This window comes from Trichlorobacter sp., assembly GCF_034008105.1.
Classification (GTDB): domain Bacteria; phylum Desulfobacterota; class Desulfuromonadia; order Geobacterales; family Pseudopelobacteraceae; genus Trichlorobacter.
This window is the reverse complement of the sequence record NZ_JAVEPN010000010.1, coordinates 103,005-122,028: the sequence shown is the minus strand read 5'-3', so window position 1 is coordinate 122,028 and position 19,024 is coordinate 103,005. Positions and strand designations below refer to the sequence as shown.

General features: G+C 59.6%; 13 protein-coding genes. 6 read left to right on the top strand and 7 right to left on the bottom strand.

Translation table 11 applies throughout. From position 1 onward, the window contains the following. Positions 1–323 precede the first annotated feature (323 nt). Positions 324–1,685, top strand: coding sequence for a L,D-transpeptidase family protein (locus RBQ93_RS07885; RefSeq protein WP_320371557.1), 1,362 nt, complete (start codon positions 324–326; stop codon positions 1,683–1,685). Here the strand turns inward: RBQ93_RS07885 and RBQ93_RS07880 are convergent. Next, entirely contained in the window at positions 1,670–4,069 is a 2,400-nt protein-coding gene (locus RBQ93_RS07880; protein WP_413818366.1) for a penicillin-binding protein 1A, read from the bottom strand. The two genes, RBQ93_RS07885 and RBQ93_RS07880, sit on opposite strands and share 16 nt — an antisense overlap. Positions 4,070–4,233: 164 nt before the next feature. On the opposite strand from RBQ93_RS07880, the gene RBQ93_RS07875 reads away from it, so the two are divergent. Then, positions 4,234–5,439 carry a DUF3365 domain-containing protein gene (locus RBQ93_RS07875; RefSeq protein ID WP_320371556.1) on the top strand — a complete coding sequence of 402 codons (1,206 nt, stop codon included), beginning with the start codon at positions 4,234–4,236 and terminating at the stop codon, positions 5,437–5,439. On the opposite strand, the gene RBQ93_RS07870 is transcribed toward RBQ93_RS07875, so the two are convergent. Genes RBQ93_RS07870 through glmU form a run of 4 tightly spaced genes read right to left on the bottom strand, consistent with a single transcriptional unit; the run spans position 5,433 to position 11,089 of the window. After that, positions 5,433–5,588: a hypothetical protein gene (locus RBQ93_RS07870; RefSeq protein WP_320371555.1), complete on the bottom strand. Its 156-nt coding sequence runs from the start codon at positions 5,586–5,588 to the stop codon at positions 5,433–5,435. The genes RBQ93_RS07875 and RBQ93_RS07870 overlap by 7 nt on opposite strands. Beyond that, on the bottom strand, positions 5,566–6,870 hold the full coding sequence (locus tag RBQ93_RS07865; RefSeq protein ID WP_320371554.1) for an NAD(P)/FAD-dependent oxidoreductase: 1,305 nt from the start codon (positions 6,868–6,870) through the stop codon (positions 5,566–5,568). The genes RBQ93_RS07870 and RBQ93_RS07865 overlap by 23 nt, the downstream gene beginning before the upstream one ends. Further along, entirely contained in the window at positions 6,867–9,677 is a 2,811-nt protein-coding gene (gene uvrA / locus RBQ93_RS07860) for an excinuclease ABC subunit UvrA (protein WP_320371553.1), read from the bottom strand. Before uvrA ends, RBQ93_RS07865 begins: the two co-directional genes overlap by 4 nt. A 38-nt stretch (positions 9,678–9,715) precedes the next feature. Next, positions 9,716–11,089: a bifunctional UDP-N-acetylglucosamine diphosphorylase/glucosamine-1-phosphate N-acetyltransferase GlmU gene (gene glmU / locus RBQ93_RS07855; RefSeq protein WP_320371552.1), complete on the bottom strand. Its 1,374-nt coding sequence runs from the start codon at positions 11,087–11,089 to the stop codon at positions 9,716–9,718. 147 nt (positions 11,090–11,236) lie between these two features. Here glmU and RBQ93_RS07850 point away from each other — a divergent pair, with 147 nt between their 5' ends. The 4 genes from RBQ93_RS07850 (at position 11,237) to RBQ93_RS07835 (ending at position 17,437) form a co-directional block, all read left to right on the top strand. Further along, positions 11,237–11,806 carry an MXAN_5187 C-terminal domain-containing protein gene (locus tag RBQ93_RS07850; RefSeq protein WP_320371551.1) on the top strand — a complete coding sequence of 190 codons (570 nt, stop codon included), beginning with the start codon at positions 11,237–11,239 and terminating at the stop codon, positions 11,804–11,806. A 14-nt stretch (positions 11,807–11,820) separates the two neighbouring features. Then, entirely contained in the window at positions 11,821–15,318 is a 3,498-nt protein-coding gene (gene mfd / locus RBQ93_RS07845) for a transcription-repair coupling factor (protein WP_320371550.1), read from the top strand. Positions 15,319–15,434: 116 nt separating this feature from the next. Next, positions 15,435–16,346: a peptidylprolyl isomerase gene (locus tag RBQ93_RS07840; RefSeq protein ID WP_320371549.1), complete on the top strand. Its 912-nt coding sequence runs from the start codon at positions 15,435–15,437 to the stop codon at positions 16,344–16,346. A gap of 20 nt (positions 16,347–16,366) precedes the next feature. Further along, positions 16,367–17,437, top strand: coding sequence for a peptidylprolyl isomerase (locus tag RBQ93_RS07835; protein ID WP_320371548.1), 1,071 nt, complete (start codon positions 16,367–16,369; stop codon positions 17,435–17,437). A 99-nt stretch (positions 17,438–17,536) separates the two neighbouring features. On the opposite strand, the gene RBQ93_RS07830 is transcribed toward RBQ93_RS07835, so the two are convergent. Further along, positions 17,537–18,280, bottom strand: coding sequence for a response regulator (locus tag RBQ93_RS07830; protein WP_320371547.1), 744 nt, complete (start codon positions 18,278–18,280; stop codon positions 17,537–17,539). Then, a complete protein-coding gene (locus RBQ93_RS07825; RefSeq protein ID WP_320371546.1) occupies positions 18,277–19,014 on the bottom strand; it encodes a hypothetical protein in 738 nt (245 codons plus the stop codon). Before RBQ93_RS07825 ends, RBQ93_RS07830 begins: the two co-directional genes overlap by 4 nt. Positions 19,015–19,024 lie beyond the last annotated feature (10 nt).

Genomic DNA, 19,024 nt, shown 5'->3' with positions numbered 1-19,024 from the left:
GCGTTCGTTCTGAGCCAGGATCAAACTCTCCAGTTTGTATTCCTGTATCATAAAACACTAACTCAAATAAAATTACGGTAAAACGCCCGCAATCATCTTACTGCTATCTGGTTGTCAAAGACCGAACTCGCTGCGTTTTGCTTGGTGTTCCGTGCAGCAAGGAATCCCGTTTATACACACGCCGGTTTTCATCGTCAAGTACTTTTTTGAAAAAAAATTTTTAGCACCAGCTAACCGCTTGAAATTCAATTTGCAAATGATAGACTAGACACCATACCAAGACAGACGACAGCTTAGTACACGCCACTAAGGAGCAGCAGAAAATGCCGTACGGAACAAGAAAACAGATGGCGCTGACAGCTTGTCTTTGCGGCTTGCTGCTGAGCGGCGTCGCACAGGCAGATGTTCGCAGCGAGGCGATAGCCATGTTGGCCAAACTGCGCTCGGACGGTGTGGCGGAGCGCTTCCCGCAGGAGTTGCGCAGCCTGGACGCCACCGTTGCAACCGCAGAAATGTATTATCAGCTCAGCGACAGCCAAAATGCCGAGCGTTACTACCGGCTGGCCACCCAGAAGGGCACCCAGCTTCGGGAACGCCTGATTGCGCAGCCCCAGCCTGCTCCAGACAGTCAAACCGCCACCACTGCTCCGCCGCCCCCTGTCGCTGTGCAGGAACAGCAGGCGACAACCGCCACCGAACAAGCACTGCCGCCACTGCAGCAGCCTCCGCTGTCCGATCCCTCCAGCACAGTGCAGAACGAGACCTTGCAGCAACTGCCCGCAGCTGAGGAGCAGCCCCTCCAGTCAGCCAAGCTGGTGGGCACCATCGGCAGTTACACGGTGCTCAAAAACGACAGTCTGCGACTGGTGGCTGCCAAGCTGGGGGTTAACTATCGTCGTCTGGCAACCATGAACGGCCTGAAACCACAGAGCCACCTTAAGGTCGGTCAGGTGTTGCGCTATAACAACCAGCGGATCATCCCTCCCAGCAAGCTCAAGCACGGCATTGTGATCAACATTCCCGACCGGATGCTGTACTACTTCGAAAAGGGCAAGCTGGCCTATGCAACGGCAGTGGCCCTGGGCACGCCGACCAAGATGGACGACATCCCCTGGCACACCCCCACTGGTCGCTTCCGGATCACCAACAAGGCCAAGGATCCTACCTGGACCGTACCCCCCTCGATTCAGGAGGAGATGCGGCGTGAAGGCAAGGAGGTCATCACCAGCGTACCGCCGGGGGCAGACAACCCGCTGGGCAAATACGCCCTGCGCACGTCGTTGCCGGGCATCCTGATCCACAGCACCAGCAAGCCGTGGTCGATCTACACCTTTGCCAGTCACGGTTGCATCAGGGTCCATCCGGATCGCATGGAAGAACTGTTCAAGGTGGTGAAGCTGAATACACCCGGCGAGATCATCTACCAGCCGGTCAAGGTGGCTACCACTGAGGAGGGGCGGGTATTTCTCGAAGTACACCGCGACATTTACACCAAGACCAGGGGCGTTGAACGCGAGACAAAGGCATTACTGCAGACCCTAAACATCAGTGACAAAGTCGACTGGCAGAAGGTGCGGCAGGTAATTTCCCGCAAGGCCGGAGTGGCCGAAGAGGTCACCCTGATCAGCGTCGAGGAGGCGCAGCAAGGCCTAGCGGCACCCGACGCGCCTCAATCACCATCGTAACTGGACGGCTCCGTCCCCTTGACAAAGCACTCCAGAATCCCTGCTTCTCCACTGGCCAGACGACCGGTCTTGGGATTAATCCTGACGTAGGACACATCCTCGGGCGGCTCAAACCGCTCCACCGGAAGTCCTTTGGCCGCCCCAAGCATAAAGTCGGCCCAGATCGGCGCGGCGGCCTGTCCGCCGGTTCCAGCCCGCCCCAAAGAACGCTCCTGATTGTCAAACCCCACCCAGACACCGGCCACCAGTTGCGGGATGTAGCCCACGAACCAGGCATCCTTCATGTCGTTACTGGTGCCGGTTTTGCCGGCCACCGGACGGTTGATGGCAGCAGCCCGGTGACCGGTGCCGCTCTGCACCACGCTCTCCATCAGATTGGTCACAATATAAGCTGCCTGCGGCGTGACTGCCGACGGTTCGACGGGCACGACCGTTGCGATGCCGGGAGCAAGCTCCGCAGTCGGAGGAGGGGTAACCGGAGCCGCTGGCGCCAGTGGTTTGCGTTCCTCAAGTATCCGCCCTTCGCTATCGGTCACCCGCAAGATAGAGAACGGCTGCAGATAGACACCTTTGTTGGCAAAAACGCCATAGGCCATCGTCAACTCCAGGGGAGAAACACTGGCGGCCCCCAGAGCCAGCGAGAGGTTGGGCTCGATCTTTGAGGTAAAGCCCAGCTTTTTAGCAAACTCGACGGCATAGTCAACGCCGACCTGGTCGAGCAGCTTGACGCTGAAGATATTGATCGAGTGGGTCAGTGCCTCACGCATGGTCAACGGCCCTCGATGGGTGCCGTCATAATTCTTCGGCTTCCAGAGCTTACCGCCGCCGGCCGGGTACTCCACCTCTTCATCCACGATCACGGTGGCCGGGGTCAATCCTCGTTCCAGGGCAGCTGCATAGATGATCGGCTTGAAGGCTGAACCGGCGTTGCGCTTGGCCTGCACTGCCCGGTTGAACTGGCTCTTACGGAAATCGTAGCCCCCCATCATGGCCTTGATGCCACCGGTGCGAGGATCGATCGCCACCAGCGCCCCTTGCACCTCCGGCGTCTGGTCCAGAGTGAAGACGGCCCCTTGACGGTTTACTTCAGGGGTCACCACCTGCACCTCCAGCACGGCGCCAAGCGACAGATTGCGGGACGGCTTGTCCGGCTTGCCAAAACGGTTGATCAGGCCCAGCTTGCCGGCCCAGGCCATCCCCTTGCGATTCAGCACACCAATCCGATCACCCACCCGCACGATGGCCTCGCCTTTGTTCGGGTAGACCGCCGTCACCACGCCGCTATAGGTCTCGCCGACCTTGAGGGCCGCCGAATCGATCCCCTCTTCAACCTTGGCACAGAACGGCGTGACCTCCTGTTCCTTCAAAAACTTGGAGGCGCCACGAAACCCCATCCGCTTGTCAACGGCCTTCAATCCTGCACGCACCGACTCATAGGCCGAGCGCTGCATCTCATAGTTCATGGTGGTGTAGATCTTCAGGCCACCTTTGTAGAGCTGATCTTCGCCGTACTTTTCCTCAAGATATATCCGCATCTGCTCTAAAAAATAGGCCACCTGATCATTCACCACCCGCCGACCGGGAAGCACGGTCAACGGTGTTTTACGGGCATGGTCCGCCTCGGCCTGGGTAATGAAGCCTTCGGCCACCATGCGATCCAACACGTAGCCTTGACGCTCCTTGGAGCGTTCCAGATGCTTGATCGGCGAATAGGCATTGGGGGCCTTGGGCAGACCGGCCAGCACCGCCATTTCGGCAAGGTTCAGCTTTTCAACCCCCTTGCCGAAGTAGGTCTCGGCGGCAGCCTGCACACCATAGGCGCCAGCCCCCATGTAGATCTGGTTCAGGTACAGGTAGAGGATCTCATCCTTGGTCAGCTTTTCCTCCAGCCGCTTGGCCAGAATCGCTTCCTTGATCTTGCGCGAGATCTTCTTTTCTGGACTGAGCAGCATGGTCTTGGTCACCTGCTGGGTAATGGTGGAGGCGCCTTCCTTCTTGCGGAAGGAGATCAGATTCTTGAAGGCGGCCCGCACGATGCCGAAATAATCAATCCCCTTGTGGGAATAAAAGTTTGCGTCCTCGGCCGCCACAAAGGCCTGAATCAGCTTGCGAGGCATCATGTTGACCGGCACCACGGTGCGACGCTCAAGGTAGAACTCTCCCACCAGGGTGCCGTTATCGCCGTAGACCTGTGAGACCACCGGCGGTTTATAGTCAGCCAGTCGGTCGACCTTGGGCAACCGTGCAACTAAAAAAGCCACATAGCCAACCAGGCCCACCACGGCAACCAGAGTCAGGGTGACGGCAGCCACCAGCAGTGTGGACCAAAAGCCCTTGCCCATCCGGCCAGTAGAACGCCGACGGTGTTGTTGATCAGTATACATATATCCTGGGTCCTTTCTCGCGGCTGCTCGCCGTCCGTACCCGTAACCAAATCGGCACGATACCCGATTCACCTATGGGGTTCAAGGCTTTTGCAACAGCTTGCCAAGCGCCTGCATTCAGCTATACTGAGTTGCGGTCGCACTACGCTTGTCACGAGGCTCCCATGCGGATCACCACCAAACTAACCCTGATCATCAGCTGTCTGCTGATCGTCCTGTTCATGACCCTGGCCTGGACCTCGTACCGGCATGATCAGGCGCTGGCCCTGCAAGAAACCGTTGACAAGGCCCGCACCATCGCGCGCCAGATCGTGGAGATTCGCGAATATCTTTCTTCGGTAGTCAGGGTCGAACAGGTAGAGCAAAATACCGGCCTGACCCCCCAGGTGGCCGCCACCCGCATCGCCCGGCGCCTCACCCAGGACAGCCCCTACTACGTGCGCCAGGTGTCACTGCGCTATCGTAACCCCCAGAATCAGCCCGACGCCTATGAACGTGAGACGCTGCAGCAATTCAAGGGTGCACAGCTGAAGGAACGTTTTCAGGTGGTGGGTGATGGCGACAACAAGGCGCTACGCTATCTCTTGCCGATGGTGGCCGATCAGTCCTGCCTGACCTGTCACGGTAGCTTCGAGCAGGCCCCGCGCTTTGTGCAGCAACGTTTCCCCAAAGGGCATCCGTCCTACAATTATCAGGCCGGCGAACTGATCGGCGCCATATCGGTATCGGTGCCGCTCAGCACACTGCAGCAGACCATTCTGAACAATATGCGGCGAGAACTGCTATTGGAGGGAGTGATCGTGCTGCTGCTGGTGGTGGTTACCGGCTGGCTGATCCACCGCACGATCCTGTCGCCGGTGGCCAGGGTGGCGGAAGGAATTGAAACCGCAGCCAACAGCGGTAACTTCTCCAGCCCGATCGTGGCCACTAACAACGATGAGATCGGCCGGCTGGTAAACTCCTTTAACGAGCTGATGGCAGAGCTTGAGCGCCGTACACGCCAGCGGCACGAATCGGACGAACGCTACCGCAACTTCATTGAAATCGCCCAGTCGCCAATCGTCACCTTCCTCCCGGACGGCAAGATCGTGATCAGCAACCAGAAGGCGGAAAAGCTGTTCGGACTGAGCAAAGACGAACTGTTAGGCCAAAGCATCTTTGACTTCTTCAGTGATCCGACGGCACTGCGGGAGGGGATTAACGACTACTTTCATGCCGGCAGCAGCGCCCTGATCGGCACCACCAGCCGCCAGACGGTGCGGGACATCTGCGGCAGGCTGTTTGAGGTTGAGGTGGTGATCTCAGTCTCCCAGACCGAGCAGGAAGCGATGTTTACCGCCATCCTGCGCACCGGCAAAGAGGCTCAATAAATCAGGATATACCCGTGTGATTCAGCAATGGCGCGCACCTCGTCACGATCAGTGATCCGGTACTGCTTACCCTCCAGGGTAAACAGGTAGCCGTCGCCATCTTCCTGCAAAGACTCCAGTAATGCCTCAAAGGTTGCTGTCTTGACCATCCGCCCCTCCCGATGTATTTCTCCCGCTAGCAGCCGTGATCAATCGTACCTGCCGCTCATGGAACCAGTAGTACCAGGCCCAGTTGAGCAGCACCACCACCCGGTTACGAAAACCGATCAGATAGTAGAGATGCAAGAGCAGCCAGACCAGCCAGGCCACAAAACCGGAAAACGAGAGACCAAAGGCCATTGCCACGGCAGTGCTGCGACCGATGGTGGCCATACTGCCCTTATCGACATACTGAAACGGTGCCGGCGCAGCCCCCTGTTCGCGTACAATGATCGAACGGGCAGCGTGGCGCCCCTGCTGCATGGCAACCGGTGCCATCATCGGCAACGGCTTGCCGTCGTGCAGTGCGCAGGCCATATCACCCACCAGATAGACCTCGTCGTGCCCTGGCAGCGTAAGCCGGTCAGTCACGACAACCCGTCCGCCAGGCCCTTTTACACCAGGCAGCAGATCAGCCAGCGGGGCAGCCTTGACCCCGGCCGACCAGAACAGGGTGCGGCTGGCGATGGTCTCGCCATCAGCCAAAACAATGCTGTCCTGAGTGGCATCGGCCACCAGACAGTTGCAACGCACCTCAACCCCCATCTGGCGCAACCGTTTTTCCGCATAGCACCGTAGCCGATCCGGCATGGCGCCCAGCAGGGTCGGCGCAGCCTCCAGCAGCATCACCCGGCATTCCGCAAGATTAAGGTCAGGGTAGTCCTTGCGGAAGACGTAGCGGATCAGTTCGGCCAGGGCGCCGGCAAACTCGACGCCGGTGGGACCACCGCCCACCACCACAAAGGTCAGCAGTTCACGGCGACGCTGCGGGTCCGCCTCCTGCACCGCCAGCTCAAAGGTGGTCAGAATCGCATTACGCAGCCGTTCGGCATCGGCCAGCCGTTTCAGATCAAAGGCATGGCGTGCCACACCGGCGTTGCCAAAAAAATTGGTCACGCTGCCGCCGGCCATGATCAGATAATCGTACTCCACCGCCCCCCGGTCGGTCAGCACCCGCCTGCCGTCCAGATCAAGGCCGGTCACCTCACGCATCTGAAACTGCAGGTTGTACCAGTTCCGTATCAATGCCCGCAGCGGATAGGCGATCGATTCCTGCTCCAGCCCGGCCGTGGCCACCTGATACAACAAGGGCTGAAACAGATGGTAATTGGTGCGATCCAGCAGCAGCACCTCACACTGGCTGCCAGCCAGTTCCCGTGCGGCATGCATGCCGCCGAAGCCCATGCCGACGATCACCACCCGCTTGCGTGCCGTGCGTTGTGCCGCGCTCACAGGAGCTTCCTGAGGAATTTTCCGGTGTAGGATTTGGTCACCTTGGCCACCTGCTCCGGGGTACCGGCTGCCACAATCTGTCCGCCCCGGTCGCCACCTTCGGGCCCCAGATCGATGATCCAGTCAGCCGTCTTGATCACGTCCAGGTTGTGCTCGATGATCACGATGGTATTGCCGGCATCCACCAGCCGGTGCAGCACATCCAGCAACTTGGCGATATCGGCAAAGTGCAGTCCGGTGGTCGGCTCGTCAAGGATGTAGATGGTGCGCCCGGTGGCGCGGCGGGACAGCTCCTTGGCCAGCTTGACCCGTTGCGCCTCGCCGCCGGAAAGGGTGGTGGCCGATTGCCCCAGGGTGATATAGCCCAACCCCACCTCAACCAGAGTCTTGAGCTTGTTTTTGATGCGGGGGATCGCCCCCAGGAACTCCAAAGCCTGCTCCACCGTCATACCGAGGACATCCGCGATTGACTTGCCCTTGTAGTGCACTTCCAGGGTCTCGCGGTTGTAGCGGGCGCCATGACAGACGTCGCAGGTCACAAAGACATCCGGCAGGAAGTGCATCTCGATCTTGAGGATGCCGTCACCGGAACAGGCCTCGCAGCGCCCACCTTTGACATTGAACGAATAGCGCCCCGGCTTGTAGCCCCGCAGCTTCGACTCCGGCAGATTGGCAAACAGGTCGCGGATGTCGCCGAACACCCCGGTGTAGGTGGCCGGGTTACTGCGCGGGGTGCGACCGATGGGCGACTGGTCGATATTGATCACCTTGTCAAGGTGTTCCAGCCCGCGTATCTCTTGCACTGCGCCGGCCTTTTCACGACTACGGTACAGACGCTGTGACAGCACCTTGTGCAGGGTATCGATCACCAGGGTTGATTTGCCTGAGCCAGAAACGCCGGTCACACAGGTCATCACCCCCAGCGGAATCTCCACATCGATCCCCTTCAGGTTATTCTCGGTAGCGCCGATCACGCCAATATGCCGCTCCGGCTTGCGCCGTTTCTTCGGTACCGCGATCGACAGCTCGCCGGACAGGTAGCGACCAGTCAGCGAGGCCGGATCGGCCATGATCTCCTGGGGCGTACCCTGGGCCACCACCTCGCCGCCGTGGACGCCGGCCCCCGGCCCCATGTCCAGGACATGATCGGCGGCCAGGATGGTGTCCTCGTCATGTTCCACCACCAGCACGGTATTACCGATATCCCGCAAATGCCGCAGCGTACCCAGCAGTCGCTCGTTATCCCGCTGATGAAGGCCGATGGACGGCTCATCAAGGATATACAGCACCCCCACCAGGCTTGATCCGATCTGGGTGGCCAGCCTGATCCGCTGCCCCTCGCCACCGGACAGGGTGCCGGAGGTGCGGTCCAGCGAGAGGTAGTCCAGACCGACATTCACCAGAAAACCGAGACGCTCGCGGATCTCTTTCAGGATACGGCGGGCGATCTCCTGCTCCTTCTCAGTCAGGACAAGTGCGTCAAAAAACGTCAGACAATCCCGGATCGGCAGGGCGGTTACCTGTTGAATATTCTGCCCTCCCACCAGGATATGCAACGCCTCTTTTTTGAGCCGCGCCCCGTGGCAGGTGGGGCAGGGCATTACATTCATGTACTTTTCCAGCTCTTCCCGGGTTGCGTCGGAATCGGTCTCGCGGTAGCGGCGCTCCAGATTGTTGAGCACCCCCTCGAACTCCTTGTGGTAGGTATGGCGACGGCCATGTTCCTCCCACCAGAATTCCACCTGTTCACCACGGGAGCCGTGCAGGATCACTTCCTGGGCCTTGGGGGGCAGTTCCTTGAAGGGGGTGGTGATATCGAATTTGAAGGCCTTGGCCAGCGCCTCGAGGGTAAGATGATACCATCCCGAAAGCCGCTTTTCCCAGGGAGCGATGGCCCCCTCGCGGATCGAGAGGTCGGGATTGGGCACCACCAACTCGGCATCAAAATACATGCGGGTACCGAGACCGGTGCAGTCCGGGCAGGCGCCGTATGGGTTGTTGAAGGAGAACATACGCGGCGCGATCTCCGGATAGGAGATGCCGCAGTCGGTGCAGGCGAATTTTTCAGAAAAGGTCAGTCGTTCACCATCCACGATCTGGACCACCACCAGACCGTCGGCATGGCCCAGGGCAGTCTCCAGCGAGTCGGCCAGACGACGCTCAATCCCCTCCTTGACCACCACCCGGTCAACCACAATCTCGATGTCGTGCTTCTTCTTCTTGTCCATCTCGATGTCGTCGGACAGCTCCAACGCGACGCCATCCACCAGCACCCGGGTAAAGCCCTCCTTGCGCAGCTGCTGCAACTCCTTCTTGTACTCGCCCTTGCGGCCGCGGATCATCGGGGCCAGCAGCTGCAGCTTGGTCCCTGTCGGCAAGGCCATAATCCGATCCACCATCTGGGATACCGTCTGGGCGGTAATCGGCTTACCGCACTCATGACAGTGGGGCTGACCGATCCGCGCAAACAGCAGGCGCAGGTAATCGTAGATCTCGGTTACCGTACCAACCGTGGAGCGCGGGTTGCGCGAAGTAGTCTTCTGTTCAATGGAGATGGCCGGCGACAACCCTTCGATCGACTCCACATCCGGCTTTTCCATCTGCTCCAGAAATTGGCGGGCGTAGGCCGAGAGGGATTCAACGTAGCGGCGCTGACCTTCAGCGTAGATGGTGTCAAAGGCCAGCGTCGACTTGCCTGAGCCGGACAGGCCGGTGATCACCACCAACTTGTCGCGGGGGATGGCCACATCGATGCACTTCAGGTTATGTTCGCAAGCACCCTTTATGGTGATACATTCATGTGACATACTGTGTCAGCACACCTTTCAACTGCCGTACTAAAGGATCACTTCTGCTTCAGGCACCAGCCCTCTTTGTTGACCTGGGGGGTACGGGCAATGGCCAGCGAATCGGGGGGGACATCCCGGGTAACGGTGGTGCCGGCTGCGATCAGGGCGCCCCTGCCGACGGTCACCGGGGCCACCAGCTGCACGTCGCTACCCACAAAGACGTTATCACCGATCACGGTCCTGTGCTTGTTAACGCCGTCGTAGTTACAGGTGATGGTGCCGCAGCCCACATTCACCTCCCGTCCGATCTCGGCGTCACCCAGATAGGTCAGGTGTGAGGCCTTGCTGCCTTCGCCCAGCACCGCCTTCTTGGTTTCAACAAAGTTGCCGATCTTGACCTGATCGTGCAGCACGGTGCCTGGCCTCAGGTGAGCCATCGGCCCTACCGCAACGTCGCTATGCAGCACCGCTTCGGCAAGCACACTGCCACTTTTCAGATGAACCTTGTTTCCCAGGGTGCAATCACAGACCTGCACGTTGCTCTCCAGCAGACAGCCTTTTCCAATAACTGTTTTGCCACGCACTACGCAACCGGGCCAGATCTCGGTGTCGGCACCGATTACCACGCCGGCATCAATATAGGTGCAATCAGGATCGATCAGGGTAACGCCGTCCTGCATCAGCCGTGTATTGATACGCTCCCGCAGCAACCGGGCTGCCTGGGCCAACTGCGCCCGGTCATTGACCCCCATGATCTCCTGGGTGTCATCCGCTACCACGGCAGCACAACCACGCTGTTCAGCCACGGCAACCGCCACCAGGTCGGTCAGGTAATACTCATTCTGGGCATTATTGCTGCCCAGGCTGCCGATGTGTGCCTGCAAAAAATCCAGCTCCATACAGTAAATGCCGCTGTTCACCTCATTGATGGCAGCTTCGTCAGGCGTGGCGTCCTTATGTTCAACGATCCGCTGCACCCGGCCTGCGCTGTCCCGCACGATACGTCCATAGCCGGACGGGTCTGCCAGCTTGGCGGTCAGCACCGTCACCGCTGCCTTGGACGAATGATGTGTCATTGCCAGACGCTGCAAGGTGGCGCCGGTCAGGAGCGGGGTATCGCCGCACAGGATCAGCACCGTTGTGCTGTTTCCCGAAAGCGCCGGCAAGCCACAGGCCACGGCGTGGCCGGTACCCAGTTGTTCTTCCTGCAGAGCGATGCGCAACCCGGCCTCGCCGCTCAACACCCGCTGAACCTGCTCTGCCTGGTGGCCCACCACCACCACCATCTCCTCGGCGCCAGCCTCCCGTGCGGCGGCCAGGGGCCAGCAGACCATCGGCTGTCCGGCCACCTCATGCAGTACCTTGATCAGGTCTGACTTCATGCGGGTCCCTTTACCGGCGGCAAGGATCAGGGCAGCTATCTTCGACATGGAACACTCCTAAAAATCAGTAGTAACGTGTAATTGTAATGATACGCACACCTAGCGTCAAGCAGACATGTTGGCGGAAACACTTTACAGACGCCTTTTTTCACCCTATAGTCACCAGCTAAAATCATTAGTGTTTTCTGAGAGATCATGGGAATCGCCGAAGACCTGCTCATATTCGAAGCCCGCCTGAAGGAGCTGATCACCAGCTACGAGCAATACTTCATCGGCCTCGAGAAACGCGAGCCCCTCAAACAGCTGGAAGAGGTGGAAAAACTGGCGCGCCGCTATGCCACCGGACCTATCACCAACACGATGTACAAGCATCGTTACAACAACCTGGTGGCCCGCCTGAGCAGCTACCGTCAGCATTGGAACCGGATTTTGCGGGAGATTGAAGAGGGCCGGTACTCCCGTGACCGTTTCCGGGCCAAGCTGCATGAAACTGAACGCACCAATCCGTCGGCCACAGCATCAAAACCACAACGTTCACCCCAGGAACAAGAGATCGAACGGATCTACAGCGAGCTGCAGGAGGCCTCCCGCCGCTGCCACCTGACTGCAGCCATGAGCCGGGAACAACTGGCCGCCACCCTCGAAAAACAGCGCCCGGTGCTGGCCCAGAAACTGGGAACCAGCGACATCCAGTTCCGGGTGGTGGTGGAAGACGGCAAGCCCAAGATCAAGGCCGGCCTGAAGCACAAACAAAACAACGAGTAACTCCAGACCTGCCTATGCCGTTGCCATCACGCCCCACCCTGTTCAACACAGACCACCATTTTCACCACCTCCTCACCAGCGGCTCATCCCCCTTGGTACTGAGCGGTCTCTGCGGCAGCGCTCCAGCCCTGGTTATTGCGGAGCTTGCCCTCCACAGCAAACGACAACTGCTGGTGGTGACGGCCAATCAGGCAACGGCAGATGAACTGACCCGTGAGCTTGTCTTCTGTGAAACACAGCAACTGACCACCTTCCCGGCCTGGGAAGGGCTGCCGTTTAGCACAACCTCGCCCGTTGCCGACATCAGCGGAGCCCGTCTCGAAACGCTTTTGCGGTTGCTGCAAAATGCTCCAGCGGTTGTCATTGCCCCATTGCCGGCGCTGATGCAGCGGATCATACCCCGCTCGGTACTCGGCAACGTTGCCTGCAGCCTGGCCCCCGGCGACGAGCTGGACCGTGACCAGTTCATGGCGCAGCTGGTTCGTCTGGGCTACACCCCGGCGCCACTGGTCGAGGAGCGGGGCAGCTGTGCCGTGCGAGGCGGCATCCTTGATCTGTTCCCCCCCTCACAACCACGCCCGGTGCGGATAGAGCTGTTTGGTGACACCATCGAGACCCTGCGCAGCTTTGACCCTTTGAGCCAACGTTCCCTGGAGCCGTTGGAGCGCCTGACCCTGCTGCCCTCGCGGGAACTGGTGCTGACCCCTGAAATGCTGGCCGCCTTCCTGCCCCGCCTCAAGGCGCGGGCCGACGAACTGGACCTGCCGGCCGATCGTCGACGGCTGCTGGCGGAAGAGCTGCAAGGCAGCATCTTCCCTGACGGCGTAGAGTACCTGCAACCTTTGTTTCATCCTGGGCTGGAGACCCTTTTCGACTATCTGGACGCCCCGCTGGTGGTGCTGGTCGATCCGGCGGCGCTGGAGCAATCCAGCCAGCAACTGGTCAGTGATCTGCTGCTAGGCGCCGAAAAGGCCCACAGCGACGGTCGACTGTACCCGCTGCCCGCTGAACTCTACCTGACACCGGACGAGCTGACCGGGCTGCTAGAACAGCAAAAACGGATAGAACTGCCGCTACTGGCGGTCAGCAACGACACCCCAGTGGGCCAGTTGCTACCGATCAGCTGCGAGAACAACAGCGATCTCCGCCTCAACGTGGGCCGCGACCACGACCACGCCCTGCAGGGTGTGTCAGCACGGATCAAAGACTGGCAGCAATCAGGCTGGCAATGCATCATCACCTGTCACCAGCCGTCCCAGGCCGAACGCCTGCGCAGCCTGCTGGAACCCTATGGTATCCAGCCACCAACCACCATTGCCGAGGGCCTGGAGGCCGCCTGGCAGCTGGCAGCAGCCGGAGGCATCAGCCTGGCCCTGGGCGACCTCTCCCGCGGCTGTCGACTACCCGAGGCAAAACTGGTTCTGATCGCCGAGGAAGAGCTGTTCGGCAAACGGGTCCGCCGCAAGAGCGGGGTCAGTGCCCTGCGCAGCAAGCAGATCATGGCCTCGCTGGCGGAGCTGAAACCAGGCGACGCCATGGTGCATATCGACCACGGCATCGGCATCTACCGTGGCCTGCAGCACCTCAAGATGGGCGCTGTAGAGGGCGATTTCCTGCTTTTGGAATACGCCGGCAATGACAAGCTCTACCTGCCGATCGACCGGCTGGGGCTGGTGCAACGCTATGCAGGCGGTGAAGGGGCCCAGCCCCATGCCGCCAAACTGGGCGGCACTGGCTGGGAAAAGACCCGCAGCAAGGCCAGGAAGGCAGTGGAGGAGCTGGCCGCCGAACTGCTGGAGATCTATGCCAAGCGCCAGGCCTCCCAGGGCTTCGCCTTTTCGCCGCCGGATGACCTGTTCCGCGAGTTCGAGGCCACCTTCCCCTGGGAGGAGACCCCCGACCAGCTCTCGGCCATCATGGACGTACTGGCCGACATGCAGCACTCCCGCCCCATGGACCGCCTGGTCTGCGGCGACGTGGGCTATGGCAAGACGGAAGTTGCCCTGCGCGGGGCCTTTAAGGCGGTGCTGGACGGCAAGCAGGTGGCGGTGCTGGTGCCCACCACCATCCTGGCCCAGCAGCATTTCGAGACCTTCAGCAACCGCCTCAAGGACCATCCGGTGACAGTGGAGATGCTCTCCCGCTTTCGCACCACAGCTGAACAAAAGGCAATTCTGGAGCGGGTCAAGAAAGGGGAGATCGACATCATCATCGGCACCCACCGCCTGCTGCAGAAAGACGTAGCCTTCAAGGATCTGGGCCTGTTGATCGTTGACGAGGAGCAACGTTTCGGGGTCAAGGATAAGGACCGGCTCAAGCAGTACCGGGCCAGCGTGGACATCATGACCCTGACCGCCACACCGATCCCCCGCACCCTGCATATGTCGATGATGGGCATCCGCGACCTGTCGATCATCGACACCCCGCCGGTTGACCGTCAGGCGATCCGCACCGTGGTGGCGCGTGATACCGATGAGCTGGTCCGAGAGGCGATCCTGCGCGAGCTGCAACGGGATGGCCAGGTGTTCTTCGTCCACAACCGGGTACAGAGTATCGGCCTGGTTGCCGAACGTCTGCGGCGGCTGGTACCGGAGGCGCGCATCGCGGTGGCGCACGGCCAGATGGATGAGAAGGAGCTGGAAAAGGTGATGCTGAGCTTCATGCACGGCCAGACCGACCTGCTGCTCTGCACCACCATCATCGAATCCGGCCTGGATATCCCCCGGGCCAACACCATGATTGTCGACCGGGCCGACACCTACGGCCTGTCGCAGCTCTACCAACTGCGGGGCCGCATCGGCCGTTCCACGGTGCGTGGCGAGGCCTACCTGCTGATCCCCGGTCAGGCGGCCATCAGCCAGGATGCCCGCGAGCGGCTCAAGATCATCCAGGAGATCACCGAGTTGGGAGCCGGCTTCAGGATCGCCACCCACGACCTGGAACTGCGCGGTGCCGGCGATCTGCTGGGACCACGCCAGTCCGGGGCGGTGGCCGATATCGGTTTTGAATACTACAACCAGCTGCTGGAAGAGGCCATTGCCCAACTGAAAGGTGAGGCACTCGAAGAACGCTGCGAGCCGGAGATCAATCTGGCACTACCGGCCTTCATCCCTGAGAGCTACGTGCCTGACACCAACCAGCGGCTGGTGCTGTACAAACGGCTGGTGCAGGCCGAGTCCGACGACGAGGTGGCCGAGACCTTGAGCGAGATGGCCGACCGCTACGGCCGTCCCCCCCAGCCGATCATCACCCTGGGACAGATCATGCAACTCCGCATCAGCCTGAAACGACTCAAGGTCAACAAGATCGAATCTGACGGCAAACGGCTGGTCTTCAGCTTCCATCCCGCTACGCCGGTCAACCCGGAGCTGCTGATCGGCCTGATCCGCCAGGAGCCGCAGCGCTACCAGTTTACCCCCGATCACCGCCTGCTGGTTGCGTTGCCGGTTAATGCCAGCACTGCCGAAACCCTGACTACCGCCCAGGAAGCACTGCTCAAGCTGACTGCGTAGCCTGCGCAGCTTGACCACCGCCGCCGATACCGATTGCACCTTGCAACCGTCATGTCGGCTATGGTATTTTTTCAAAGTTTCATCACCCAATTAACACGCATCTCAAAGGAGCAGCCGTGAACACTCGCACCATCGTCAAACTGATGATTACCGCCCTCGGCCTGACCGCCCTGGTGGCCTGCCAGAACAAAACGACCTCATCGGACAGCACCGCCGACAAAAAGCAAGCCACCGTACTGGCAACCGTCAACGGCAGCACCATCACCAGCGCCGACTTCGACCGTGAAGTCAAGGCTCTGCCGGAGTATATCCGCGGCATGGCCGACACACCGCAGGGAAAAAAAGAGCTGATCGATACCCTGGTGATGCGGGAACTGATCCTGCAACAGGCAGCTAAAGAAGGGCTGGACAAGGGCAAGGAGATCGATGAGAAACTGGCTGAACTGAAAAAGCGGATCGTGGTTGACACCTACCTCAAGAAAAAGGTCGAGACCGATGCCAAGATCAGCGATGAAGAACTGAAAAAGTTTTACGAGCAGAACCTCGACAAGTTCAAATCCGGCGAGCAGGTCAAGGCCAGCCATATCCTGGTCAAAAGCGAGCAGGAGGCCAAGGATATCCTGGCCCAGCTGAAGGGCGGCACAGCTTTTGAGGAACTGGCCAAGGCCAAATCGGTGGACACCTCGGCCAGCAAGGGCGGTGATCTGGGCTGGTTCGGCAAGGGCAACATGGTGCCGGCCTTCGAAAAAGCCGCCTTCGCCCTCAAGGAAGGGCAACTGTCCGGCATCATCAAGAGCGAGTTCGGCTTCCATATCATCAAGCTGACCGGCAAGCGGGCCGCCGGCACCCGCAGCTTTGACGAAGTCAAGGAGCAGATCACGGCAGCCCTGATGCCGTCCAAGCAACAGCAGATCTTCATGCAACTGAAAGAGGACCTGAAAAAAGGCGCCAAGATCGAGCTGAAGGAAGCCGCTCCGGCCGACGCCCAACAGACACCGGCTGCCCCGGCGAGCCCTGAGAAGAAATAACCGAGGCCATCTGCATGATCATGCCGTCCATCTATTGTCGCCTACTGCCGTCGCTCCTGCTGTCGACCCTGCTACTGGCCGGGTGCGCCTCAACGCCCGAGCCGGTGGCCGAGCCACTCAAACCGGCGGTCACCGTACTGCCCCAACCAGCTCTACCACCACTGCCGAGCGGTGCGGTGCGGGTCAATGGCATCGCCGCCATCGTCAATGACGAGGTGATTACCTTCCGGGAAGTCGTCCGCGAGACACAGCCACTGATCGCCGAGAGTCAGAAAAAAGGACTGGTGGATGACAAGGCCCGCAGCGACCTGCGCAAGATGGTGCTGGAGCGGCTGATTGAGAAGAAACTGACTGACCAGAAGGTGAAAGAACTGGGCATTAAGATCGGTGACGATGAGATCCGTCAGGCCATCGACGATGTCAAGCGTCAGAACAATAACATGAACCAGCAGCAGCTGGCGGATGCGCTCAAAAAACAGGGGTACACCCTGGAGCAGTATGAGGCCCAGATCCGCGAACAGCTGGAACGGCTGCGCCTGGTGAGCATGGAGGTTCGCTCCAAGGTCTATGTCAGCCCAAAGGAAGTCGAAGAGTACTACGCCGCCAATCTGGCCAAGTATGCCGAGGATGAGCAGTTCAAAGCGCGGCATATCTTCATCAAGGTTGATGAAACAGGGCCGGCCGAAGAGTTGCAGCAGGCCATGACCAGGGCCTTGAACATCCTGTATGAGGCCCGCAGCGGCAAGGATTTTGCCGAGCTGGCCCGCCAGCATTCCGATGATCCGGCCGCCAAGAAAGACGGCGGCGACCTGGGCAGCTTCAAGCGGGGCGAGATGCTGGCCGATCTGGAGCAAGCCTTGCTGCCGCTGAAGCCTGGTGAGGTGGGTGAGCTGGTCAAGACCCCCTCCGGCCTGCATATCGTCAAACTGGAAGAACGCGACAGCGGCAAGGTCAAACCGTTTGAAAAGGTGAAGACCGAGATAGAAGACCAGCTCTACCGCACCCGTCAGGACGAGCGTTTCAGCCAGTGGCTCAAAGAGCTCCGCGCCAAGGCAAGCATCGAGATCAAGGATAGTAACGGCCTGATCTAACCAGCAGCCAGATTTATCAGGCAGCACATAAAAGCCCCTGACGGCAGTGACCGGCAGGGGCTTTTAGATTGTTAAGCTTGATGCGTCAAGCGCGCAAGGTCAGGCCCGGGTGCGCAGATATTTGAGGAACTCCTCCTGGGTCAGTTGCTTCTTGCTGACCAGGTGGGATATCTCACGGCTCATGGCCAGCTTTTCTCCCTCCTTGAGTTCTCCCTTCAACAGCACAAAGAACGGCATGTTCTGGCTGTAGGGGAACAGGCGGAACTTGTCCAGCAGTTCAAAGGCCGACATATCGGGCAGCATCACATTACTGAAGGCCAGGTATTTGGGGTGCAGCGAGGTAAGAGCAAGCGCCTCTTTGCCGGTATAGGCCTTCACCACTTCAAAACCGATACCTTCCACTGCCTTGGACAGCTTTTCCTCACCGGAGCGCGAGACCATCAGGGCCTGCAGGTCCCAGGTCTCCACCTCATCGGTCAGGCCATAGACCGCCAAACGGTCCAGCAGGTACTGCTCATCCACCGGCGATACAAAAAAACCGGCCACCGGGAAAACACCGCCCACCTTACCCTTTTCGCTCAAAAAGACCGGCAGTACCGGAATGTTGCGGGTGGCCGGATTGGACTTGATCTGCAGCAGAATACCCCAGCCATCGGCAGAGTGGGGCGAGATATCCAGCACCACCCCCAACGGTCGACGCTCAGCCAGGCGCTCGAGCTGCTCCAACCGGGGCTGATATCCGGCAGCTTCCAGATAGCCGCTGAGAATGGCTTCGCGCCCTTCGCCGGGTTGGACACCCAGAATCCAGAGTTCCGGCCGCTCTGCCGCAACGGCCCCACTCATCGCCGCACCGTCATCCGCTTTTGCATCCGCCCTCCCATGGCCGCCATCTGATGCTTTTGCAACTGTCCCAGGCTCTCCAGATGGAACTGGTACCAGGGATCACCGAAGCTGCGCATCTTCATCTTGCGACCGTTCTCAAGGTGATCCAAGTTTTCGATGATATGCGGATCGGCAGGCAGTTTTTTGAGGCCGCGCCGCAACACATCCTTGGCCTTGGCCGCATCGTTACACTCTTCTGCCAGACAGTAGGCGTAGAGATTCCAGAGCAGCGATTCCTTACCGTTCCACTGCACCGCCTTCTCAAAGGTCTTCTCCATCTTGTCACGCTTCTGGCGTTTCAGATAGCTAATGGCCAGCATCCCCATGGCGATCCAATTTTTGAAGAAGGCCTGCTCAAGGTGGGGAAAGGCGTTCGAAAAATCACGTTTGATGTAGTAGGCCATGCCGATCTGTGAATTGATCTGCTGACTGACGTACAGCTGCCAGGGACCGTAGCGCAGGGCATCCTTCATGCCGCGGATAGCCTTCTCGAAACGCTGGGCCTGCAAGTCTTTGCCGGCCAGCTCCAGGGCGGCCATCACCTTTTTCATGATGATCCGGGAGGCGATCACGAAAACGGCGGTAAAGACCACCATGCCAGCCATCAACGACAGCCACCAACTCAGCTGGAAACCCAGCAGCAGCACCAACAAAACCGCCACAGCAGCGGCGGCAGACAGAAGAATCGAATACATGGAATACAAT